The organism is Mucilaginibacter sp. P5_A4, assembly GCF_056400605.1.
This window is the reverse complement of the sequence record NZ_JBFUKX010000001.1, coordinates 66,145-90,082: the sequence shown is the minus strand read 5'-3', so window position 1 is coordinate 90,082 and position 23,938 is coordinate 66,145. Positions and strand designations below refer to the sequence as shown.

The 23,938-nt window shown below is 42.9% G+C and carries 18 protein-coding genes and 2 tRNA genes; 5 read left to right on the top strand and 15 right to left on the bottom strand.

What is annotated here, in order from left to right; genetic code table 11:
* Window positions 1-21 precede the first annotated feature (21 nt).
* From AC1DQW_RS00370 to AC1DQW_RS00350, 5 genes are all read right to left on the bottom strand, one after another.
* The gene (locus AC1DQW_RS00370; RefSeq protein ID WP_477452318.1) at window positions 22-2,472 is read right to left on the bottom strand and encodes a TonB-dependent receptor; all 2,451 of its coding nucleotides are present in this window, start codon (window positions 2,470-2,472) and stop codon (window positions 22-24) included.
* A 53-nt stretch (window positions 2,473-2,525) separates the two neighbouring features.
* Complete coding sequence (locus AC1DQW_RS00365) at window positions 2,526-2,870, bottom strand: hypothetical protein (RefSeq protein WP_477452317.1); 345 nt, start codon at window positions 2,868-2,870, stop codon at window positions 2,526-2,528.
* Between the two features lie 82 nt (window positions 2,871-2,952).
* Complete coding sequence (locus AC1DQW_RS00360; RefSeq protein WP_477452316.1) at window positions 2,953-3,384, bottom strand: hypothetical protein; 432 nt, start codon at window positions 3,382-3,384, stop codon at window positions 2,953-2,955.
* 45 nt (window positions 3,385-3,429) lie between these two features.
* A complete protein-coding gene (locus AC1DQW_RS00355; protein ID WP_477452315.1) occupies window positions 3,430-3,885 on the bottom strand; it encodes a hypothetical protein in 456 nt (151 codons plus the stop codon).
* The gene (locus AC1DQW_RS00350; protein WP_477452314.1) at window positions 3,882-4,475 is read right to left on the bottom strand and encodes an RNA polymerase sigma factor; all 594 of its coding nucleotides are present in this window, start codon (window positions 4,473-4,475) and stop codon (window positions 3,882-3,884) included. Before AC1DQW_RS00350 ends, AC1DQW_RS00355 begins: the two co-directional genes overlap by 4 nt.
* 605 nt (window positions 4,476-5,080) lie before the next feature.
* Between AC1DQW_RS00350 and AC1DQW_RS00345 the strand changes: the two genes are divergently transcribed.
* The 3 genes from AC1DQW_RS00345 to AC1DQW_RS00335 are packed head-to-tail and all read left to right on the top strand — an operon-like array spanning window position 5,081 to window position 11,935.
* On the top strand, window positions 5,081-8,425 hold the full coding sequence (locus AC1DQW_RS00345; RefSeq protein ID WP_477452313.1) for a transglutaminase family protein: 3,345 nt from the start codon (window positions 5,081-5,083) through the stop codon (window positions 8,423-8,425).
* 23 nt (window positions 8,426-8,448) lie between these two features.
* The gene (locus tag AC1DQW_RS00340) at window positions 8,449-11,001 is read left to right on the top strand and encodes a circularly permuted type 2 ATP-grasp protein (RefSeq protein WP_477452312.1); all 2,553 of its coding nucleotides are present in this window, start codon (window positions 8,449-8,451) and stop codon (window positions 10,999-11,001) included.
* Between the two features lie 58 nt (window positions 11,002-11,059).
* The gene (locus AC1DQW_RS00335) at window positions 11,060-11,935 is read left to right on the top strand and encodes a transglutaminase family protein (protein WP_477452311.1); all 876 of its coding nucleotides are present in this window, start codon (window positions 11,060-11,062) and stop codon (window positions 11,933-11,935) included.
* A gap of 480 nt (window positions 11,936-12,415) precedes the next feature.
* Here the strand turns inward: AC1DQW_RS00335 and AC1DQW_RS00330 are convergent, their stop codons facing one another.
* From AC1DQW_RS00330 to AC1DQW_RS00285, 10 genes are all read right to left on the bottom strand, one after another.
* Window positions 12,416-13,513: a zinc-binding metallopeptidase family protein gene (locus tag AC1DQW_RS00330; RefSeq protein WP_477452310.1), complete on the bottom strand. Its 1,098-nt coding sequence runs from the start codon at window positions 13,511-13,513 to the stop codon at window positions 12,416-12,418.
* A gap of 391 nt (window positions 13,514-13,904) precedes the next feature.
* Entirely contained in the window at window positions 13,905-14,468 is a 564-nt protein-coding gene (locus tag AC1DQW_RS00325) for a dihydrofolate reductase family protein (protein WP_477452309.1), read from the bottom strand.
* A gap of 357 nt (window positions 14,469-14,825) precedes the next feature.
* Entirely contained in the window at window positions 14,826-18,227 is a 3,402-nt protein-coding gene (locus AC1DQW_RS00320; protein WP_477452308.1) for an ABC transporter permease, read from the bottom strand.
* A 177-nt stretch (window positions 18,228-18,404) separates the two neighbouring features.
* A complete protein-coding gene (locus AC1DQW_RS00315; RefSeq protein ID WP_477452307.1) occupies window positions 18,405-18,974 on the bottom strand; it encodes a dihydrofolate reductase family protein in 570 nt (189 codons plus the stop codon).
* 105 nt (window positions 18,975-19,079) lie between these two features.
* Window positions 19,080-19,955, bottom strand: a complete 876-nt coding sequence (locus tag AC1DQW_RS00310) for an alpha/beta fold hydrolase (protein WP_477452306.1) — start codon at window positions 19,953-19,955, stop codon at window positions 19,080-19,082.
* 298 nt (window positions 19,956-20,253) lie between these two features.
* Window positions 20,254-21,348 carry an MBL fold metallo-hydrolase gene (locus AC1DQW_RS00305; RefSeq protein WP_477452305.1) on the bottom strand — a complete coding sequence of 365 codons (1,095 nt, stop codon included), beginning with the start codon at window positions 21,346-21,348 and terminating at the stop codon, window positions 20,254-20,256.
* A gap of 192 nt (window positions 21,349-21,540) precedes the next feature.
* Window positions 21,541-22,044 carry an SRPBCC family protein gene (locus AC1DQW_RS00300; RefSeq protein WP_477452304.1) on the bottom strand — a complete coding sequence of 168 codons (504 nt, stop codon included), beginning with the start codon at window positions 22,042-22,044 and terminating at the stop codon, window positions 21,541-21,543.
* Window positions 22,044-22,361 (bottom strand): ArsR/SmtB family transcription factor, encoded by a 318-nt coding sequence (locus tag AC1DQW_RS00295; protein WP_477452303.1) that lies wholly within the window; start codon window positions 22,359-22,361, stop codon window positions 22,044-22,046. The genes AC1DQW_RS00300 and AC1DQW_RS00295 overlap by 1 nt, the downstream gene beginning before the upstream one ends.
* A gap of 53 nt (window positions 22,362-22,414) precedes the next feature.
* Entirely contained in the window at window positions 22,415-22,795 is a 381-nt protein-coding gene (locus tag AC1DQW_RS00290) for a DoxX family membrane protein (protein ID WP_477452302.1), read from the bottom strand.
* 186 nt (window positions 22,796-22,981) lie between these two features.
* Window positions 22,982-23,053: transfer RNA gene (locus tag AC1DQW_RS00285), tRNA-Ile, on the bottom strand.
* A gap of 220 nt (window positions 23,054-23,273) precedes the next feature.
* On the opposite strand from AC1DQW_RS00285, the gene AC1DQW_RS00280 reads away from it, so the two are divergent.
* Both AC1DQW_RS00280 and AC1DQW_RS00275 read left to right on the top strand, forming a co-directional pair.
* Window positions 23,274-23,351: transfer RNA gene (locus AC1DQW_RS00280), tRNA-Val, on the top strand.
* A gap of 288 nt (window positions 23,352-23,639) precedes the next feature.
* Window positions 23,640-23,903 (top strand): hypothetical protein, encoded by a 264-nt coding sequence (locus AC1DQW_RS00275; RefSeq protein ID WP_477452301.1) that lies wholly within the window; start codon window positions 23,640-23,642, stop codon window positions 23,901-23,903.
* The last annotated feature ends 35 nt before the right edge of the window (window positions 23,904-23,938 follow it).

Here is a 23,938-nt window from a genome sequence, read left to right as displayed (position 1 = left end):
GAGAACATAAAGCTCGACAAATTAATTTTTCACCCGGTCGCTTTCTTCACCTGCACCTGTTTGATTATGTTTACGCTGATCCTTTACTGATTTTCCAAAGCGCATGCTTAACGTAAGTAATGCGGCGCGTGAATCTTTCAGCGTTCGAAAGCTGGCATTTGTTTGATATAAATTGTTTATGGCTCCCTGGTTAATATTGGTAAATAAAAGATCGTTGATACTCAGTTTAAACGTAGTACGTGGCGACAGTGTCTTAGAGGCGGCTATATTAAGGCGGCCTTTAGCAGCCAAAGTAAACTGTGCATCGGTCTGTTTACTTTGATACTTACCATCGGTTTGTAAAGTCCATCCCTTTTTAAGCTTAAACTGCAATACTGCCTGCCCCGAGAAACTGGTGTTACGGCTGTTTAAAGTGCCGGTATAAAAAGCGCTGGCTTGTCGTATCTGCCATACGTCCCCGCTTAACTCCAAACTGAACCAGCTGGCCGGATCGAAACTTGCATCTGCATTCAAATCATATAATTTTGTGCTACTAATATTTCCCGGACGACTAAAATAATAGCCGTTTCGGATCTCTATGGTTTCTGTTGACCTGTCGCGGATGTCAGTATAGGTCATAGTTACCGAAATTCTATCTTTATAAATGTAACCCAACTCAAAGTTTCCCGAATAAGAGGGTAGCAAATAAGGGTTTCCGGTATAGAAGGTATATTTATCCAGCGGAGAAATAAAGGGATTTAAGTCTTGATAGTAAGGGCGTTCAATGCGACGGCCATAGGTCATTTTTAGCTGATGATCGCCCAGCGTATCCAATTTATTCAGGAGATAAATGGTAGAGAACAAGCCTGTATAGTTCCGGTTGAAAGCAGAGTCAGGCTTTTGAGCGTTGCCCAACTGATGACCGTGCGAATCCGTGTTCTCCAGTCGGAGACCCGCCTGTACGCTTAGCCTTTTAAAATCTTTATTGAAATTAATATAACCAGCGTTGATGGCTTCCCTGTATAAAAAATGATTGGTCTTGTCATTGTCCGTTAAGGCAATTCCGTTTACGATGTTGAAATAATTGGCCTGGTTATCGGTGTTGGTGTAGCTGCTTTTTACACCTGATTCCAGCTTCCAGCCATCGGATAATTGATGGCTGTAGTCCGCCTTCGCCGAATAGATATGAATGGCAGCAGGAAGGTTGCCATTGAGCTGGTCTGTAGATACCGAACCCGCTGTTGCCTGGCTTTGGTTTGAAAATGTTTGGTTATTGTCCGTCGCAAAAGCCAGGTAATCCAGGTTCGCCGTTATTTCCGGACCATCTTTTTTAAAGGTATGCTTGTAATTTAGATTAGCGCTGCCATTCTTGAACTTGCCAAGTTCTTTATTTTTTGATACGATGGATGAATCGGCCTGGCCGGCAGCATTCAATAACTGCCCTTTGCTATTATTAAACTGATCAGGGAAACGAATGATGCCGTTGAATAGCACGCCAATAGTAGTATTTCCAGATGAATAAAGGTCCATACCCAGCTTCGCGTTATAGCCGCTGCTTTTAGTGCGGATGTAAGAATTCTGGGTGAACGCGCCCGATGGTGGCCCCGCATTATAAAAGTAGCTGCGGTTAATGTCTATATCGTTAAAGCCATTACTAAATGTGTAGGCGAAAGTGCCGAATACATTTACTTTGCCCTTTCGGTAATTAAAATCCATGCTGTTATTCGTCACTGTATACCGGCTCTGACGCAAACCAAGGCTCACACCCAGGTTAAATCCCTTCACTTTCGTTTTTTTAGTTTTGATATTGATGATACCGGCGGTACCGGCTGCGTCGTACTTGGCGGGCGGATTGGTCATCAGTTCGATCTGAGATAAGGTTGATGAGGGCATAGAGCGCAGGTAGTTTTCCAGGTCGCTACCGGAAAGATAGGTCGGTTTATCATCTACATAGATTGCCACGTCGGATTTGCCATGAAAACTGATCTGGCCGGCCTGGTCAATGGCAACGCCAGGCGACTTTTCCAGTACCTCCAGCGCAGTGGTACCTGCATTGCTGATCAGCGCATCCACATTAACAACCGTGCGATCGATCTTTTGCTCCAGGAATGCTTTTTTAGATGTGATGACCACTTCCTGTAAAGTTTTAGCAGATGTTTGCATCGTGACCGGCTTTAAAATGACCAGCAGATGCTGGCTATCAACTGCAATGCCCTCGTTTTTAAAAAGCATCTTGCCAATGGACGTAATTTTCACACAGAAGGTGCCGGCACTGCTTATTCCAATGTTAAAACTTCCGTCTGCAAGTGTCAGTTCATATTTTATAGTTACTGAATCTCTCAACCGGGTAAGGGCTACCGTGGCGCCTTCAAGAGGACGGCCATTTTCATCTGCAACTTGTCCGGATATTTTACCGCTAATGGTTTGAGCGATCAGAAAATTTGGGGCAAAGCAAAGCCCTATGACAAAAAATGCCATCAATAATAATTTCATAAAAGTGTTTTAATAAATTGAGATAGGATTGATTTTAATGATAAAAAGGCGGGTTAATTCTGAATAAGAACATCACTGATGCCCTGGCACATCTTTCTGATATGAGCTATCGCAATAACAGAATTAGCCCGCCTATCTGCCGTAATAGTTAAATCTCCTTCTGAGATTTTTATATGGAAGTTTGCATTTTCTTTTCTGAGTATGCTGGCACAGCTATCCATATATCTGGTGAGGTCCGGCGTTGAACCCGCGCAAAAGGAAGCTTTAAAAGTGTAACTGGGCTTCGCATCTTTTATAGAAAGAACCGTTTCGCCTTTGCGTTTATTTTGAAGGAAAAAGGCAAAAAAAACGCAAAGCAATAGCAGAGCGGCAGTAACTGCCGGGATTAATTTCTTCAATTTTATACGTGTTAGGCGTTATTAAATAGGCATAGCATTCCCATGCCTGTCAAGTTTTGATTTTTATTGAAGTACGTAGGCGTTATTTATTTAGACGACTGATGAGGAGAAAGTGGCAAAGAAAGCCAGCAGCTAAACAAAATGAAATGACCATCAGCGCATAAATATCTGTCAGTTGGTAAAAGCCGATGATGCCGAGCCCGACACCAATTCCGCAAAGTGCACAGAATAATTTGAGACTGTTTCTCAGTTCATTTTTACCACTTGCCATCAATTGTGCAACAATAGTTTCCGGCGTTCCCATCTCTACGATCTTCTTCTTAAGACCGTTATCCAAAAAGAGCCTGATCATCGTTAGAATAAAGCTGGTAACCATAAAGATCATCAGCAGGATAACGATGTCGCGGACAAATTCCTCGAAGGTAGCCCTGTCACTCATTAAATTGGTACTGCTCTGCGCGTTCGCACCTAAGGCAGCCGGGAACAATAGAAGTGTTAAATATATCTTTTTCATGCTTTTATGATTTGCTTTTATACCTGATGAGACCGGTTACACGGATTATAGTTGCATTGTGTTTACATTTAAAAGTGCGTGCAACTGCTTTTGATGATTTCTGATCATTTCAACGGCCTGAAAAATTAATATAACGACTGCTGCGGTAATTGCTGTTGCTATTAGTACCGTCGGTGCGCGCGTAATAACCGCTTCCATGTATGACCAGAAGAATACCGCTAATAACAAAATAAAGGAAACAGAGAACACTGAGATAAATAGAACTGCCCATGGGAATGCGCGTTTCGGCTCCGGTAATCGTTCCAAGACCAGGCTAGTAAGGTCAAAATCAAACCGGGGTTTTGCCTGGACTTGAATGCCGTTAAAAAGCCACCGGTAGTTGGCGATATTAGCCTGGCAGTTTTCGCAATCCTGCACATGTATTTTCAATTGATCATTGATGTTTTCCGGTTCAGCTATATAAAGCTGTATCTCCGCGTCGGTAAGATGTGCTGTTATCATAACTCGTTTCTTTTGTATTTTAATAAGAGGTTTTCTTTCAGCGTTTTTCTTGCCCTGAAAATGTAGTTTTTGACCGTGCCTTCCGGTAGAGAGGTAATCTCAGCGATCTCTGCATAGCTTAGTTCTTCCTGATGATACAAGGAAATAAGGGTTTTGTAAAGTGGTTTAAGCTGTTCGATCTCCGTCTGAAGCATGGCCGCCAGTTCCTTATTAAACACGAGGTCTTCAGTGTCATTTTTTAAATCTTTATTAAAATGATCTATCGGAAACTCACTGTCTTCTCCAAAGTTATCCATAAGCACCAGCTTCTTTTTCTCCAGGTAATGGAGGCAGGTATTATAAGCGATCTGACCGATCCAGGTAGATAACTTGGATTGAAACTTAAAGCTACTAAGATTTTTGAAGGCCTTCAGGTAAACGTCCTGGGCAATGTCTTTACGGTCGCCGGGGCTGTTGATCATTTTGAAGGTCATTTGTGCAACCAATGCCTCCGTTTTTTTAATGATCAAACCAAAAGCATGACGGTCGTTGTTTAATACAGCTGTTACCAGGCGTCGGTCGGGTAAATTCTCATCCTTTTGCTTACTCACTGTTGATGAGACCGGCTAGTGCACTTTATGTTGCAAATTATTTTCAGAACACAGCGTTCGGTAATTACACACCAACTGCTTATTTGAACTACTATAGATAAGCACTATAATCTACATTTGAAAATTTCAGATACTTGAAATCTTGTTTTCATCTTCCAAAATCGGCTCAACAGCCTCTAAAAACTCCATTAAGTGTTCAAAGAATCTCCCTACGGGCTACGAAGCCGCTTTACGAAAGTAGAGCGGCTTTTTGTTTAGGTAAATAGCGGTAAAATTGAATGCGGTTTATCATACAGCCTAAAAATGGCCTGTTTTCGAATATCGGATGCTGTTTTATTGCTGTCATGATGTGATCTTCTTCTGCTCACCAAGCCATGTGCTATACCATCAAAAATTTCAGTTTCGTATTACTTTTTGTCACCCATAAAAAAAACTGCTATCAGTCCTTCTCAACGGTTTGGTTGTTAACCCCAAAATGCATTACCGGCCAAAACCACGATCTTTTTTACGATATTCATATTAATTTAAAAAATATATAATAAAATGCGCATTTTATTGCGTGTTTTATTATTAATAGGCTATGTTTATAACACAAAAAGCTGTTTATGTCAATAAAAGTAGCAATTCGTCATTTTACAAGTTATAAATACGACCGTCAGATAACACTTTCACCCCAGGTTATCCGGTTAAGGCCCGCGGCGCATTCGCGCACCATGATCAAAGGCTATTCCTTAAAAATACTGCCCGAAAAACATTTTATAAACTGGCAGCAGGACCCTTTTGGCAATTACCTCGCCCGGATCGTTTTTCCTGAAAAAGTGAACGAGTTTGTTATTGATGTAGAGGTGATAGCCGATATGGTGGTAATTAATCCGTTCGACTTTTTTGTAGAAGAATATGCCAACCATTATCCTTTTGCGTACGAAGACTCGCTGCAAAAGAACCTGGTACCTTACCTGGAGATTACCGAACGCGGCCCGCTGCTGATGGACCTTACCGAAAAGGCCGCCGATCTGCTTAAAAAAAATACAGTCACACAGGATTTTTTGGTTAGCCTTAACAGGATGCTGTACCTGGAAATTTCATACAACATCCGGATGGAGCCTGGTGTGCAATCATGCGAGGAAACACTCGAACTAAAATCGGGCTCATGTAGGGATACTGCCTGGCTGTTTGTGCAATTGCTAAGGCATTTTGGCCTGGCCGCCCGCTTTGCATCGGGCTACCTGGTGCAGCTGAAACCCGATATAAAATCGCTGGATGGGGCGTCGGGTCCCGAACAGGATTTTACCGATCTGCATGCATGGACAGAAGTATACCTGCCGGGCGCAGGATGGGTAGGCCTCGATCCTACATCGGGTTTATTTGCCGGTGAGGGACATATTCCATTGGCCTGTACACCCGATGCACAGAGTGCGGCCCCCATTAGCGGCATGGCCGAACCTTGTGAAACCGAATTTTCTTTTGAAAACACCATTACCCGGATTGAAGAAAAGCCGCGGGTAACCAAACCATTCTCTGACGAGCAATGGGATGATATTATGGCCCTCGGCGATAAAGTTGATGAAGAGTTTGCCGCCAACAATGTACGGCTTACCATGGGCGGCGAGCCAACTTTTGTATCGGTAGATAATAATGAGGCGCCGGAATGGAACTCGGCGGCAGACGGGGAGCATAAACGCCGCCTTTCCAACATCCTGTTCCACAAGCTTAAAAACGAATATGGTGAAGGCGCCCTGATGCAATACGGGCAGGGTAAATGGTACCCCGGCGAGCCATTACCCCGTTGGAAACTGGCCTGTTACTGGCGTAAAGACCATGTACCGTTATGGAATAATGATACGCTGATGGCCGATCTGTCAAAAGATTATGGCCTTGGCCCAAAAGATGCCAAAAGCTTTATGCGATTACTTACCAATGAATTGCATATCGATACTAAAAATATAACAGCTACTTACGAGGATCCTTTTTATTTTTTATGGGAAGAAAGCAAAACCCCGATAAATGTTGATCCGCTTAAGGTAGACCTGAAATCGCCGCTGGAGCGCCAGAAACTGGCAGAGTTGCTAAATACCGGCCTTAATGAGCCTGTAGGTTACGTGGTACCCATTAAATGGGATCTGGAAAAAAGTAACTGGCAAAGCTGTAAATGGTCGTTTAGAAGGCAAAATTTATTCCTTGTTCCCGGCAATTCGCCGGTAGGCTTACGTTTACCTTTAGATTCGGTGCAGTATTTTGATCCGGCAGAGCAGGAGGAATTACCAGAAAGAAGCTTGTTTGCCGATGTAGATGCATTACCCGAGGGTGATAGGCTTATTCCGGTGACCGGCACTAAATTCAACAATAGTAAAATAATTTTTAAAACCGCCCTGGTGGTTGAGGTGAGGCAGGGTAAACTCTTTATCTTTTTCCCGCCTACAAGTTATTTTGAACATTATTTATACCTGGTAAATACCGTTGAGCGTACAGCCGCGAAACTGAAAATGCCGGTATTGATAGAAGGGTATGATCCTCCGTCGGATAATCGCGTTACCAAAATGATGATCACGCCGGATCCGGGGGTTATAGAGGTGAATATTCACCCGGCAGCGAGCTGGCGCGAACTGGCTAAAAATTATGATATTCTTTATAAAAAGGCGGCCGAATCGCGCCTTGCTACCGAAAAGTTTAATATCGATGGGAGGCATACGGGTACCGGCGGCGGTAACCATGTAACACTGGGCGGAGAAGTTCCGTCTGATAGCCCATTGCTGCGCCGGCCTGATATTTTACGGAGTTTTATTACTTTCTGGCAACATCATCCCTGCTTATCGTACCTGTTTTCAACCCAGTTTATTGGCCCAACCAGCCAGGCGCCGCGGGTTGACGAGGGTAGGATGGAAACGCTTTATGAATTGGAGATCGCTTTTCAGCAGGTACCGGACCGTGCCGAGAACGAAGTGCCTTTTTGGTTGGTCGACCGCATTTTCCGTCATTTTTTGACAGATATAACGGGTAATACCCATCGGTCGGAGTTTTGTATCGATAAGCTTTATTCGCCCGATTCATCAAGCGGCCGGTTGGGCATCCTGGAGTTTAGGGGATTTGATATGCCGCCGCATTACCGCATGAGCATGGTGCAGTTTCTGCTTATCAGAACGCTGCTGGCCTGGTTCTGGAAAACGCCATACAACCATAAGCTGGTACGTTGGGGAACCGAGCTGCATGACCGCTTTTTGCTGCCGCATTACTGCTATAAGGACATGACCGAGGTGGTGAATAGTCTGCGCGATGCCGGTTACGGTTTTGATATCTCCTGGTTCGAGCCTTTCTTCAGCTTCCGTTTCCCATTCCTCGGCGAGTTGCAGGTGGATGATATCAATATCGAGATCAAAATGGCCATTGAGCCATGGCATGTACTGGGCGAAGAAATGTCGAGCACAGGTACATCCCGCTTTGTGGATTCATCGCTGGAGCGCATCCAGGTTAAAATATCCGGGCTTACCGATTCGCGTTATACCTTTTTGTGCAACGGGTTAAAAATTCCGCTAAAAAGTACCGGTGTACAGGGCGAATACATTGCCGGGGTACGTTACAGGGCATGGCAGCCGCCATCGGCACTGCACCCAACCATTGGTACCGATACCCCATTGGTATTCGACCTGTTTGATACCTGGACGCAAAAATCAGTAGCCGCCTGTCAGTACCATGTATCGCACCCGGGCGGGCGCAGTTATGATACCTTCCCGGTAAACAGCTACGAGGCCGAGTCGCGCATAATTTCCCGCTTTTTTGATTTTGGCCATTCGGTTAACCTGGTTGAGCCGGCGGTTGCTCAACAAACAGCCGGGGGCAGGTTTGTTACCAAAATGAATATCCTGCCGCAGTATACTATCACCAATGAAGTGGTTAGCCCGGAGTACCCGTATACCATGGATTTGAGGCGATATAAAAATGCCAGGAATTTATAGCGAAAAAATAAGAAATTTGCAGAATGATTGATACTTACCTGGAGCGGAACGGTAAAACTGCAAAACCTTTTTTTGATGAGCTTGCCGCACCCGAAGGGGTGGTACGCGAGCATTGGAAAAAGCTTGCACATGCTTACGATGAGCTGGGCATTGAAAAAATGGCGCAGCGAAGCAGGGAAATTAGCCAGGAGCTGCGGGATAATGGTGTTACCTATAATGTGTACAGCGATCCCGATGGCATTAACCGCCCCTGGAAGCTGGACCCTGTACCTATGGTTTTTAGCCAGCAGGAATGGGAAAACATCGAACGTGGCCTGGTACAGCGTGCCGAATTGCTGAATCTTATTTTATCAGATATTTATGGCGAACGTAAGCTGATTAAAGAGGGGTTTATTCCCCTTGAGATGGTGTTTACGCATAAAGGTTTTTTGCGGCAGGCCGATAAGATCAAAATACCGGGCAAGTTTCAACTTATCCTATACTCCGCCGACCTTGTGCGGGGGCCGCTTGGTAAAATATGGGTGCTGCATGACCGTACCGATGCACCATCGGGCGCAGGCTATACGCTTGAAAACAGGGCCGCCATGACCAGGGTGTTTCCGGATTTGATCCGTGAAAACCAGGTGCGTAAAATTTCATCTTATTATCAAACGTTAAAAAATACCCTTACCAGGCTCGCTTTACAAAATAAAGAAAACCCGCGTGTGGTGCTTTTATCGCCCGGTACTGCTAATGAAACCTATTTTGAGCATGCCTACCTGGCATCATCCCTGGGTTTTACACTTGTTTTTGGGCAGGATTTAACCGTAAGCGACGGCTATGTATGGCTAAAAACTTTAAAGGGACTTGAAAAGGTTGATGTTATTGTAAGACGTGTTGATGATATTTTTTGCGACCCGCTTGAATTTTTGGGCGATTCGCACCTCGGCGTGGTTGGGCTGATGGAAGCTGTAAGGCAAAAAAAGGTGACCATTATTAATCCATTAGGCGGCCGGATATTAGAGAACCCCGGGTTAATGGCATTTTTACCGCGCCTGTGCAAACATTTGCTAAACGAAGAATTGATTTTACCATCGGTAGCAACCTGGTGGTGCGGGCACGAAAAGGAAAAAAAATATGTACTTGATAACCTGCCTTTTCTTATTATCCGCTCTATTTACAGGAGTAACGAGAACTTGCCATACATCGGCAGCGAACTGAGCAAAAAACAAATAGATGAGCTTAGGAAAGAAATAAACACCCGGCCGTATTTATATGTGGCGCAGGAAGTGGTAAGCTTCAGCACAACGCCATCACTTATCGGCAACAACCTGGAGGCCTGCAACGCTGTTTTCAGGAGCTACATTGTGGCCGATATGGAAAAGGAGGTTTATCACGTAATGCCGGGCGGGTTATCGCGCAGCTTTCCCGTTAAAGGCGAGTTTATTATTTCAAATCAATCGGGCGGTATCAGTAAAGATACCTGGGTGCTTGGTCCATCGCCGCAAAGCCAGGCTAAACCAGTGGCAAACCAGCCGATATTGAGGCGGGTTAAAAATATTTTGCCAAGCCGTACAGGCGAAAGCCTATTTTGGCTGGGGCGCTATCTTGACCGGGCCGTGAGCAACGTGCGGATGATGCGTATTGTGCTTAAAATTTACAACGAGCGCGATGATGAAATTCATCCCGAAACCAATCAACCCCTGGTAATACTGCTTAAAAGTTTAAGCACCTTAACGGGCACCCTTCCCGGTTTTGCCTCACAAGACCAGGCCAAATTGCGGCAGCCCGAAAAAGAACTGCTATCCCTCGCGGTTGAAACAGGCCGGGCGGGTACGCTGGCACAATCCCTGCAGTCGTTTTTAACCAACGGCTATGCCGTGCGCGACCGCTTAAGCCTGGATACCTGGCGGATATTGGACAGTATATCTGAAGAGTTTGAGCTGATGAAGGAAAACGGTAACGATCTGCGGAAGATATATCATAATCTCGATCAGTTTATTATCAAGCTAATGGCTTTTATCGGCCTAAATAATGATAACATGACCAGGGCTTCCAGCTGGCGGCTGCTTAACATTGGCCGTTTCTTAGAGTCATCCCTTAATACCTGCACCATATTACAGGCGGCATTAACCAATAATGTAAAGCCCGATGTAGAAAAGCAATTGATGGAACTGGTGCTGATGTGCCACGAAAGCCTGGTTACTTACCGTTATTTGTACCGCTCAACGCTGCAACTCCCGGGAGTGCTTAATTTATTGCTGGTTAATGAGGATAATCCAAAATCGGTAGCTTTTTTAATTGCAAAAATTGATGAACACCTTACCCATTTGCCTGATAACAGTAACGAGGGCGGCCTTAGCCCGGCACACAAAAAGCTGCTGGAGGCCTTAACCATGATCAGGCTGTGTGATGTTAACAGGATGGCAGGATCGGGCAATGCAAATGATTTCAGCAAAAAGGAACTTAGCAGCTTTTTACATCACCTTATCACCGTATTAAGCCAGGCATCAACTCTTATATTTGAAACCTATTTTAGCCCTACCCAAAGCCAGTATAGTTTTGTAAAAAGTAATAATACACTGCCCGAATTATGAGAACTTATTACATGACGCTATTTGTTTTTAACCGGGAATTTAAAAAACACCCAGGCTTATGAAATACCAGGTCACCCATATTACCCGGTACGAGTATCAGCTGCCTGCATCATTGTGCCATAACCTGGTTTACCAGGTGCCTGTTAATCATGCTTTTCAGCAGGTAGAGAAGGTGCATTATCAAATTTATCCGGTTCCGCATTTCCTGGTAACCAGGGAAGACTTTTTTAACAATAAGTTTATCTATTTTTCTATCGAGGAGTTTCATCAGAAACTGAGTGTAGAAATAAAAAGCGAGGTTACAATAGCCGAGCCCGTATGGATAAACACGGTGCCGAAAAACACCATGCCCTGGGAAAGCGTGGTAAGGTGGCTGCAGAGCACAAATGCCGAAAATGATATCAGGCAATTTTACCTCGAATCGGACCATGTGGTGTTTATACCCGGCATCCAGGAGTATGCATTAAAGTCATTTACACCCGGAAGGCCCGTCATGGATGCCATGCTTGATCTGAACGCCCGCATATTTAATGATTTTGACTTTACGCCTGGCTTTACTGATGTAAGTACAAAGCTTGAAGACGTTTTTTTACATAAAAAGGGCGTTTGCCAGGATTTTGCACATTTCGCCCTGGCCTGTTTGCGCTCTATAGGTTTATCGGCCCGTTACGTAAGCGGTTATATTGAAACCCTGCCTCCCCCGGGGAAACCTAAATTATTTGGCTCCGATGCCTCACATGCCTGGATAGCGTTGTACATCCCCAATGTTGGGTGGACTGAGTTTGACGCCACCAATAACCTGCTGGTTAACGACCGGCATATCCGTACGGCCATTGGCCGCGATTTTGCCGATGTTGTGCCGCTTAAAGGTATTGTTTACAGCGGCGCGGGCCAGCGGATGTATGTAAATGTGGATGTAAGCAGGGTTGAATAGGGGATATTGGTATTTTTTTATCATATCAATACTTAAAACCGTTGTCATTTTCTTTTATTAAAGATCTAAATGAACAACCTTTTCTCCGCTAAACTTCTCAGAAGCTGTTTAAAAATAAAAAAACAGGCCGTCATTGCGAGGTACGAAGCAATCCCCGACTATGCAGATCGGATTTGCAAAGCTACTCTGTAAGGTGGGGATTGCTTCGTACCCACCCATGACCTGTTTGCAAAAAAAGCCTTTTGTCATGCTGAACGCAGTGAAGCATCTATTATTCGCCATGCCTCTTCGCTCTGTACAGTCTGCGAATAGATCCTTCACTGCGTTCAGGATGACAAACCTTTTAAAACGTCATTTCCCCTTCAGAGTTTCGCGAAATTTTACTAATCGCAATGACGCGTGGATATGTAGTTCATTGGAGGTATAAAAACATTAATAAATCAAATTTAAACAGTTTCTCACTTCGAGAGTCAGTCTTTTTTAATTTACACACGAAGCAAAGCAAACTTTGTGAATAAAGCTAAGTTTCGCCACCACCTTAGGTTGAATTACAAAAGGGTATAAATCCTTATTGCCCATACTGCGGTTCATGCTATTCACAGCAAAGGTTAATGGCAGCCACATATCAAGTAATTGCTTAAAGTTTTGCTGCTTATAAGGGTTTGAATTTATGGTTGCTACCAGGTTGCTGTTCCTGTTGGCAACGCGGGGAGCTACCCGCATGCCAAAGGCATCGGCTGTTTCAAGCGTGTCGGTAATATGGAGGTAATGCGCCCAGGTTTCGGCCCAGTCTTCCCATGGGTGAGCGCTGGCATACGCGCTAATGAAATTTAAATTCCAATTGGCCGGGGCGCCCTGGTTGTAATGGCGTTGCAGGGCTCGGTCGTAGTCCTGCCGTTCATCACCAAATAATTGGCGGTATTCATTAATAAAGGAGCTATCCGCTACCAGCCTGTCCCAATAATAATGGCCAACTTCGTGCCTGAAATGGCCCAGCAACGTACGGTAAGGTTCGTTCATTTGCTTACGCGATAGCTCGCGCTTATCATCGTCGGCCTCGTTAACGTTGAGTGTTATCTGGCCGTTTTCGTGCCCGGTTAAAACCTTTTGAGCTGGGTTTATATCCGTCAAAAAATCAAAGCTCAGGCCCCTTTCCACGTCCTGCAGTTTACTCACCAATGGCAGTTTCAATTGCAGTAAACTATAAATCATCCTATGTTTGGCGGCCTCAATTAGTCCCCATTGCCTCACATGTTCATTGTCGGATAAATCGGGCACCATATGGTTCAGTTCGCATGCGCGGCAATAAGCTTTCGGGTCATCAGCCGGTATCAGCCAGTTACAAACACCAAACCCCTGATTTTTGCAATACTTAAACTGCGGTTGTTTGCTATTAAGTAAGCCACCAATAAAAGGTTTTTTATTACTGTATAAATGGTAATACCCGTTATTATCCTGTACCAAAGTAACCAGGTTTAAATCATCGGCAATAAAGCCCAGGGCATGCTTACAGCATTCGCACAAACTGTTTTCAAAATATAACAACTGACTGCAATTGGTGCATTTAAATAATTTCATAATCCATTTTAAAGCTGTGGGTTAACGAATAGCTTGTGGATTAACAGATTATAGGACTGTGGGTTTGGAGAGAATGAAACAAATATCTGCATCCCTCTCAGAGGCCGTTTGAAAATAGATCGTCATACGAGTAACCACCAGCTAAGCTGGAAAAAACAGTAATGACATTGCTGCAAATGGGGCTGTTGTAGAGACGCATAATTGCGTCTCCCGGAGGACATTCAGGATTTGCAAGGCCGATTTGCAAGATCAATTTACATGTGTGATTTGCACGCGGGAGACGCAATTATGCGTCTCTACGTTGAAAACTTAAAAAAATATAAAATCCTGTAAATTGGGTGATTTACAGGATTTTGGAGAATTTCGATGGAAACCCTATCAGAACATCCTGTTATTTTCTTATTTCGTAACATAGTTCCACCATTCCGCTTTTGTAGGCTTTCACATCTTTTAGGTGTAATGCCTGTTCTTGTCCTATCTGATCAAAAAACGGCGTTCCGTCACCCAAAATAATTGGCAGAATTGACTGTCTTATTTCGTCTGCTAAGTTTAGGCGAATGAAATCCTTAGCAAGTTTAGCACCGCCTACAAGCCAAACATTCTTGTAGTTTGGCTTAAGTTGTTCATTCACCAATTTGTGCAGGTCGCCCGAATAAGTTTCAATGTTTTGCCTGTCAACCGTCAGTTTTCTGTGAGTTAATACAATAGTCGGCACGTCTCCGTAAACCCAGCCATACGATTTTGAAAGTTCCAAAGCGTGTTCATATGTGTGGGAACCCATTACATAGCAGTCTATCGTTTTAAGAAACTCCTTTGCATCCTGTTCGTTAATATTAACCCCTTTTTCATAGTTGTCAGCCGTCTCAAACCACGAAACGCTATTGTCTTTTTTGGCGATATAACCATCAAGACTTGAAACCATATGTATGGTTATTTTAAATGTGTCTGTAGCCATTTAGGTGTTATTTGCGAATATGCGTTGTAGAACTGTTGTTGGCTTTGCTGTCCATGGGTTTTTTAAAGGTCTGTGAAGGGCAGTCCGCCTCACAAATGTAGAAAAAAGGACTGCTGTTGCCAATTACGCTCACTCACTCTTTATTGGATTGGAAATCTCTTTAAATAGAAAAACCTGGTATTTCTACCGGGTTTTGTGGTGGTTACTGGGCATATAACGAACCATTTGCTTTCTGAGTTGCGTTTAATGGTCTTTACATTACATTTTGCGATCTAAAAGTATAAGTTCTCAAGTTATACCTTAGATTACACAAAATTATAACGTCACAATTGTTTGTGAGCTTTATACAGAGAATGATTATTCCGATCGTAAACTTTTTACGGGATTTGCTAAAGCTGCTTTTAATGCTTGATAACTTACGGTAAACATTGCTATGGTTACAGCTAAAAATCCTGCTACGACAAATATCCACCAGCTAATACTTGTCCTATATGCAAAGTTTTGAAGCCATAGGTTCATTCCCCACCAGGCAATTGGAAAAGAAATAAGGGCAGCGATACCGATTAACTTCAAAAAATCTTTGGAAAGCATCATTATTAACTTAGTTATACTAGCACCTAGTACCTTTCGAATGCCAATTTCCTTTACGCGTTGTTCGGCAGCATAGGTAACTAAACCAAGCAGGCCAAGACAGGCGATCAGTATTGAAAAAAAAGAAAATGTAATAAATATTCTTCCAATATTTTGCTCAGACTGATGGAGGTGATTAAATTCTTCATCCATAAAGGAATAAGAAAATGGTTTGCCAGCCATATTTGCGTATTTTGTATGATATAATCTTCTTATTTCAGAAATAAGCGTAGACACGTTTTTAGTTTCGACGCGAAATGCCATAGCCCCATTATCTAATACATTTTTAAATACCAGTGGGGATATTTTACTATGTAACGAGCCTGCATTAAAATCCTTTACTACACCAATAATATGAAAAGGAACTCCACCCGGTCCATAAATAAACTTATTTAATGGTTGTTGGAACCCAAGCTTTTTTGCAGCCGTTTCATTGACAATAACAGCTGAGGAATCTGTTAACATCTGTTTGGAAAAGTTTCTTCCATCAGCCATTTGCATCCCTAATGTCGGGATATAATACTCATCAACAGACCAAGTGGCCAATGCCATGGTCTGGTTTTTGCTCATAGCCACATCCTTTCCATAAACCTGGGTGAAATTATTAATAGATGTAGGAAGACAAGAGGTCATTGTACCTGACTTAATACCCGGCATTTTTATCACATCGTTTAAAAAGGATTTTGCATTCGGGAATAATGTGCTTGTGTTTTTTAATATCAAAACCTGATCGCGGTTATAGCCTAACTTTTTATTGCTAATGTATTTTAATTGTTTGTATATGACGAGCGTACCAACTATTAGAATTATTACCGTTGCAAACTGAAAAACAACCAAACCGTTACGAAGCATACTGCCTTTAAAGCCGACCGCCAGTTTACCCTTTAATACTTTTATAGGTTGAAAGGCGGATAAGAAAAATGCAGGATATAAACCAGAAATTACACCAATGACCAATGTAATTGATATTAGTGCCGGTACAAACCATATTTTAGACAGCCAGCCTAAAGTGATTTGCTTACCGGATAGATCATTGAAATACGGAAGCAAAAGAATTGCTATAATTACAGCAATAATTACTGCTAAACAGCTTGTTGTAATTGATTCAATTAAAAATTGCCGAATTAATTGAAGTTTATTAGATCCCAAAACCTTTCTAACCCCTACTTCTCTGGCGCGACCCGCAGATTGTGCTGTTGAAAAGTTCATAAAATTAATACAAGCGATCAATAATATAAAAATGGCAATTACAGTAAATATATAGACGTATTCCGCATTACCTGATGGTTCTTGTTCATCCGTTAATGTAGAGTATAGATGAATCTTTGTCAAGGGTATCGTTACGAACCTGAAATGGTCACCGTTCTTTTCAAGGTCTGACAATGAACTATGAAGATCTCTTTCCAAAACAGGTTCCGCATGTTTCTTTGTTGCTTCTTTAAGGTAACTTTCTAAGGTGTTTTGGGTAACACCAGGCTGTACTAACAAGTAAGTGACATAGCTTATATTAGTCCAGTCAGGAAAATTTCTATCTGGCAATTCATTTATAGATTTAATAAAATCAAAATGCAAATGCGACTGTACCGGTGTATTTTCTATTACTCCTGTGATTTTATAATCAGTACTATCACCCAAATCCATAGTTTTACCTATCACATCCGTACTGTTAAAATATTTTCTTGCAATGTTCTCTGAAATTACCACCGAATGAGTCTTTGACAAAACACTTTTAGGATCTCCAGCAACCATATTTAATGTAAATACATCAAATAATGCATTATCTGCATAAAAACAATTAGTCTCACTTAAGGTCTCATTCCCTTTTTTAACTAAAATTTTCCCATTGCTTTTAATGCGGACCGCATTTTCAATTTGTGGATACTCGTTAACCAATATGGAAGCCATCGATGGTGGGGTCAAGCGCGCATTATATGGAGTTCCGTTTACTTGAAAGTCAGCATTAACACGGAAAATCCTGTCTGCCTTCAGATTAAACTTATCATAGCTTAATTCATCTATTACAAATAGTGAAATAAGGAAACAGATCGCCAAACCCAATGCCAATCCGATTATGTTTATTGCAGAAAAGGCTTTGTTCCTCCAAAGCTTCCTTAAAGCAACTTTTAAATAATTTCTAAACATATAATTGCGGTTTAATTTTTCAGGAGCCCAATTTGGCGGGCTTTCCGAACGCAATATTACCGGCCGTAATCGTAACCGGGGTGCCAACTTATCAATTGGCACCTCTTTGTCCAAGCTATTTTTGTATTCCACCGGGGTTTTGCCGGTCATCTCTTTGAAAACCCGGTTGAAAGTTGTTTTGGAATTAAACCCCGACTCATAAGCGATACCCAGCAGCGTGAGCCGGTCGTAAGCCGGGTCCTGCATTTTCCCGGCAATTGCACGAACCCGAAATTCATTAATAAAATCACTGAAGTTCTTTTCCAACCCCGTATTAATGATCCGGGACAAATCATGCGGATGGATCTTCAGTTTCACCGCCAGTGTGGTCAATGTCAGTTCGGCATCTTCGTAGAGGCGGTTTGCAGCCACCGCTTCCTTAAGCCTTCGGCTTTTCTCCCTTGCATCCGATTTGTCAGTTATGGGCATTGCCAGCTGTACACTGCTATCCAATTTCAGCATCACTTCCGCGGCCATTCCAATCAGTACAAAAGCAACAGTCAAACTAAGAGTGTCATTAAACAGCGATATCAAGCAAAGCAAGCCGAGCAGCAGCAGCGTCCTCTCCAGCCGCCTGAAAGCAAAACGCGGTCTGTCCATCAGCACCGGCCGCAGGCGGCTATAAAAATCCTGTATCAGCTGATGCGACAGGTACAAATAGGTGATAACAAAAATTAAAACCAGCCAGCCCGGCATCCAATACCCCACCAATGGGGGGCAAAAATGCAGCAGATCCTTCCGACCGAACGCCCGGTCCGGCCAGGTTAGCTGTCGTACATAAAAATACAACAGCGGACCCAACGCAGGAAAAAAAATAGGCGAAACCCCACCAGTCTTCAGTACAATTACGGCTAATGCGGAACTTAGAAACAGATTGGCTGTTTGGTCGGCCCTTTTTGCGAACCCTAAAAGCAGCGCAAGCGTAACACCCGCGAACAGGGTTGCCATGGAGGCCAGGTTATACAGGCTGGTATGGAATATATATGGATTCAAGTAATTTAGATAACCAAACGCTGTCCCAAATTTACACCATATTGATATAGAAAATTATATAGTGGTTAAAATGTTTCACCGGAATTTAATAATAAAAATCTTGCCCGCTCAGCCGCCTAAGGCAATGAAATATTAGGATTTCAGCGGTCCAACGTGCCGATAAGTGTTGATGAGCAAACCCGTGGGCGTGGTCTTCGAGTCAACAAATGCAAGTTCCCGGGCGTCAATACTGTCCGACAATAAGCGTTTACCCCGGCCAAGCAAAACCGGGTAGGTGATGAGCACAACCTCGTCGGCCAGTCCCTGGTCAAGCAACACAGATGTTAGCGTCGAACTTCCCACAACGATCAGGTCGGGGCCGTCCGTTGACTTGAGATCGCGAATCGCCTTTATAAGGTCCTCGCCCAAATGCTTCACCGGACCCCATTTCAGGCTGTCGGGCCTATGGGTTGCGATGTATTTGGTTGCAGCGTTTATCGCATTTGCCATTGGGAAATCTCCGGCATTAGGCCAAAAGCCACTAAATATATCGTAGGTGTGGCGGGCAAGCAGCAGGTCGAAGTTTGGCCCGTATGCCTCCAGGAGGGCTGCCGCCCCGGCAGGGCTTCTATAGGGTGTAGTCCATGCGCCATAGGTGTAGTCCCCGTCATGCTCTATCACGCCATCCAGCGAGATATGTTCAAAAATTCTGATTTTTCTCATTTGTTTATAATTGTTTTAAGATAAATTTTACATCAATATTCCCCTGTTAAGGTTATTCAATTTGAAAATATTCACCGGGTAGCTATCGAATACGAGGTACGGTTTCTATTGTAAAAAGCCATCCAGATAACCTAAAATAGTTTTCGTCTGCATCATTACGCTGACATGCCCCTGCGCAGGAACAATGGCTAAATGTGATTTTGGCATCGGCCCCAAATCGGCGGATACGCCACCTCCCAGTAATTGGTACGTTTTCATCAACTCCACTTTGTCCAGGCCATCATTGTCGCCTGATATAAGCAATACCGGCGAGGTAATTTTCGCAATATTGGCATCACCCACGTCAAAAGGCACCCCGGCAAAAGCAATCATTTGTTCAATGAACTTTGTCCATTTTGTTTTGTCGGGTGCTACTGCATCATATGCCGCTTTCATAGGAGTATTGTTAAAAAACTCAGGCTTAAAACCTTTAAACCCATTATTTATAACGGGCAGCCAGCCACCGGTTTTGTAGGTAGAAGAAATGATCACTAATTTTCTTACCCGTTTAGGGCTTTTTACTGCCAACTGGTAAGCTATGGAACCACCCATACTATATCCTGCAACATCAGCACTATCAACTTTTAAAAAATTCATTACTCCGTCCACATCACTTGCCAGGGAAGCAATGTCTAATTTTCTGTCGAAAAACGGGGTGTGCCCATGTCCCTGCAATTCAATAGCTATTACCTTTCTTGTTTTTGACAATTCGGGTATTAATTGCCCCCAATTCATTTCAATGGTATAAAATGCACCATGTAGCAAAACGAGAGGCTTACCCTCACCATATACCTCATAGTAAACTTTAATGCCATTAACAGGCGCATAGCCACTACTTGCAGGCTTAAGCTGTTGGCCATCAGACTGAAGCACTGTAAAAAACAGAATAGCGATTAATAGTACCGGTTTGAGGATATTAAATCCTTTAATTGCTTTTTTCATAATGCGTTATTTAAATTATTGATTTTATTGACAATACAAAGATCGAAGCATTTCAGGATTTTACGCTGTGTAAAATTGACAAATCGAGGGGTGGATCGCGACAAATAACAACTACTATAAAAAGCCAGATGATTTGAGAAGGAACATATTATGGAGGAAATGCGAAGAGCCGGTAATGAGCGTAGGGGCAGGCGGGATAAAGTTTTCTAAGCTGAAGTTAAAGTTTTGTTTGAGTCCTGACAGCACTCATGCTGATCGCCTGGGCTTAGGCTACCGGTTAGTTATTAGCTCAAATGATTTATTTAAAATCCCACCAGACTACGTTCCTGGGCGGATCTCCCAAAGTATAAGGCTCCCCTATACGCGGAACGTTTACCTGGATACCCAGTTTTTCGGCGGCGGGCAGGAGCTTTTCTATAGGTTCGTTCCAGGGATGATCCGCTTCCACAAACTTAGCCCAGTGGATAGGCTGCAGCAAAGAAGCCTGCAGGTCAACAGCGGCCTGGGCAGCCTGCCCAAGGCGCAGATGTGTCCACGGCCAATTCGGACTGTATTGTCCGCATTCCAGCAGCGCCAGATCAAATGGGCCATATTGCTGGCCTATTTGTTTAAATTGTGGCCCATAACCGCTATCGCCACTGTAAAACAGCCGGTAATGCTCTGCTTGTATTACATAAGATGCCCAAAGTGTTTTATTTTCTTTAGTATACGAACGGTTGCTGCGGTGCTGCGCGGCCGTAGCGGTAACTTTGAGGCCACCAGGCAGCGTGACCGATTGGTCCCAATTCAATTCGATAATCTTTTTAGGATCAAATCCCCAGTACACCAAATCTGAACCTACACCCATTGGCACTACCGCCATTTTAATATGGTCTTTCAATTTTTTCAGGGTGCGATAGTCCAGGTGATCATAGTGATCATGGGAAATGATCAGCACATCTATCGGCGGCATATCCTCGGCGTGATAATGCTTAGTGCCTTGAAATGCCGTAACCAATCCAGGCACCGGTCCGGCATGGTTGCTAAAAATAGGATCGATGAGTACGTTACCCTGCCCGGTTTTGATCAGCAAAGACGAATGACCGAACCAAACAATGGTCGGTTCGGTAGCAGCCAGTGTCTTCAAATCAGTTTTAACCCACGGCAGCCCGTGAGAAGGCCTGATGGTTTGAGGGCGGCTGCGGAACATATAAAGCAACCGGTTGCGCTTGACTGTCGAGTCGGAACGTTCAGCCAAATTTTCGAAACCGCCATTTTTGTAATTAGGCAAGGCCTCCAACCGGGTAAGCTCGTCGCCCTCCGGGTTTTTACCCATTGACTTTACCACACCACAGCCGGCGACTGACGTCAGCAGCAGCGCGGCCATCCCCATCGCCAAACAACTCCTTTTCATACCCTACAAAAGGTTACTAACGCTTAGGTTAGCTAATTATTTCATTAATGACTAAATTAGGTAATGCGCTATGGGGCATTAGTGTGGTGTTAACCTTGAATTGCTATTAGCCTTTAGTTGAAAGTTTTAAGTTCGAAGTTATCGGTTTTTAGCTATAAAAAAGGTTGGAGTTTAAAACGGTGATCTTGTTGCTTATTTTTTTAAGATTAATAATAATTCATCAAGTTTTTCCAGTGTTGCCGTCATTCCTTGCTCCATACCCATTTGAATAACAGCTTCTAAATCTGAAAGCGATTTGTAGGTGACGATAGTTTCTACCAAAGCGTTTTCTCCCTTGTCGGTAAAAGTTACCAGCCACTCTGCAAGGGGCAGGTCTTTATTTATTTCACCTTCTGCATTACTAAATGCATCTGATGCTATATAGTAGTCAATGAGTTTTATTTTCAGGTAAGCTGTATAGCCCCAGTATTCTGTGCCGTTTGGTTCTACCATTGCATAATGCCAATGGCCGCCTTCACGAAAGTCCATTGATTTTGTCTTGGTGGTTAATGGTTTGGGAGCGAACCATCGGTCAAGCAATTCACTTTTGGTGTAACAGTCCCAAACTAATTGCCGGCCGGCTAAAAACTCACGCCTGATCGTCAGCGTATTTTTTTCCTTATCTGCAATGAAGTCGAAGTGCAAGTTGTTTTTCATTATTTTTTATATTTAATAATTGATAAAAGGTCGTCGAGTTGTTGAAAGCGGGTCTCCCAGATCTCGCGGAATTGTTCCAGCCATTTGTCTATTTCTTTCATCTTGTCAATTTCAAGCTGGTAATATATCTCCCGGCCCTGGTGTTGCTGGTTCACCAGTTCACATTCGGTTAAAACCCTTAGATGTTTTGAAATTGCCTGCCGTGTTGTATCAAAATGCTCGGCAATAGCATTCGGTGTCATTGCATGTATTGCAATTAAAGTAATGATAGCCCTTCGTGTCGGGTCGGCTATCGCTTGAAAAATATCTCTTCTCATTAAAGTGTTCTTATACTGGCTTGAATTATAGGGATCAAGCTTATTAAAAAAAATTATCGCCTTATCATAGGCAGGTATTTCTCCCTATTGTCAATAATTACCCAAAAAATAATTGCGATCAATGCCAATACAATAGGCAAACCCGATGGGGCCATACTAATGTTGGCCAATAGAATACCAGTTAAAACAGGTACGATAATAATAGCACCAAGCGCCCTGGTTCTCCCAAAGATTAACAACAAACCGCCAACAATTTCCGCGGCACCCACCAGCGGCATTAGCCAGCCTATTTCCATAAACGCCTTCCCTGCTTTCACCATTTTCTCCGGCATTTCTTTAGGCATCGGCATATAGTGAAAAAATTTATCCAGGCCCGCATTGATAAACATCAGGCCGGTTAGCAGGCATAAAACAAAGAGGATTTTACTTTTCATGATTATTTATTTAAATAAGAAACTAATTGGTTGCAAATATATAAGCAACTGATTGGTTTCGCAAATTTTTTCAAAAATTTTAAGTAGATTAAATCGGGGCGGGAGCAATCTCTCTTCTGTACAAATGCACAAAATCCAAAAAGCCCTTAGAGGCTTTTCTAATCTCATCCCATATGGGATATTTTGTGGGAACTACCGGTTCGAACCAGTGAACCTCCCGATTATAAATCGGGATGCCCTGAACCAGCCCTAAGCTAAACGTTACTGATAAGTTTCTCAATCATCTTGCTGCTTTTCCATCCCTTATCTGGGTTTCTGTTTTTAAAGCATCGGTTTTATCAGGGTGTACCTCAATCCATTTAATAATCCAACGGCCAGTAAAAAATATAATAACCTAATAAATAACCATTTAACATAAAATTTAAAATATTTTTTGAAGAATGGATCAAAGCTTCTATATTTGCAAACCCAAAAGGAAGGGAGTTTAGCTCAGCTGGTTCAGAGCATCTGCCTTACAAGCAGAGGGTCACTGGTTCGAACCCAGTAACTCCCACCAAGTGGAAGATTAAAGGCTTCCAAAACCCTGTAAATTAGTTGATTTACAGGGTTTTTTGTTTCTACCCATATCAAATCCAACCAAAGTTTCTCAATGTTTATGATACCAAAGTGACTACCAGATTTAAGTTTGTACTTTTATGGCACTCAAAAATGATATAAATAACTGTAAGTAAATTATTTATACTATTAAAACCTATCGTTTTTAAGCCTTTTTGATACAGGATTTAGAGTGCCGAATGATACTTGAATTCAACTATTAACAAATCGTATCAAAATTTAGAGCAAAATGAGAGCAACGAACAAATTTGGAATCCACTTTAAAATCAGGCCTGAACGAATTAAGGAAGGCAAAGCGCCAGTCTTTTTAGGACTGTCGGTAAATGGGCAAAAGGCATATATCGCATTGAAAAACTTTCAAGCGGAATTAATCCATTGGAATATTGCGGAGGGTTCTGGTAAAACAAATACCATGCAAGGAAAGCAAATAAATAACTACTTTGATGAAATACGTCTTCTAATTAAAGGCCACTACAGAAGTCTCGAATTTTAAATGGCTCACCGAACGCTTAAGGACGCCTTCCCTGG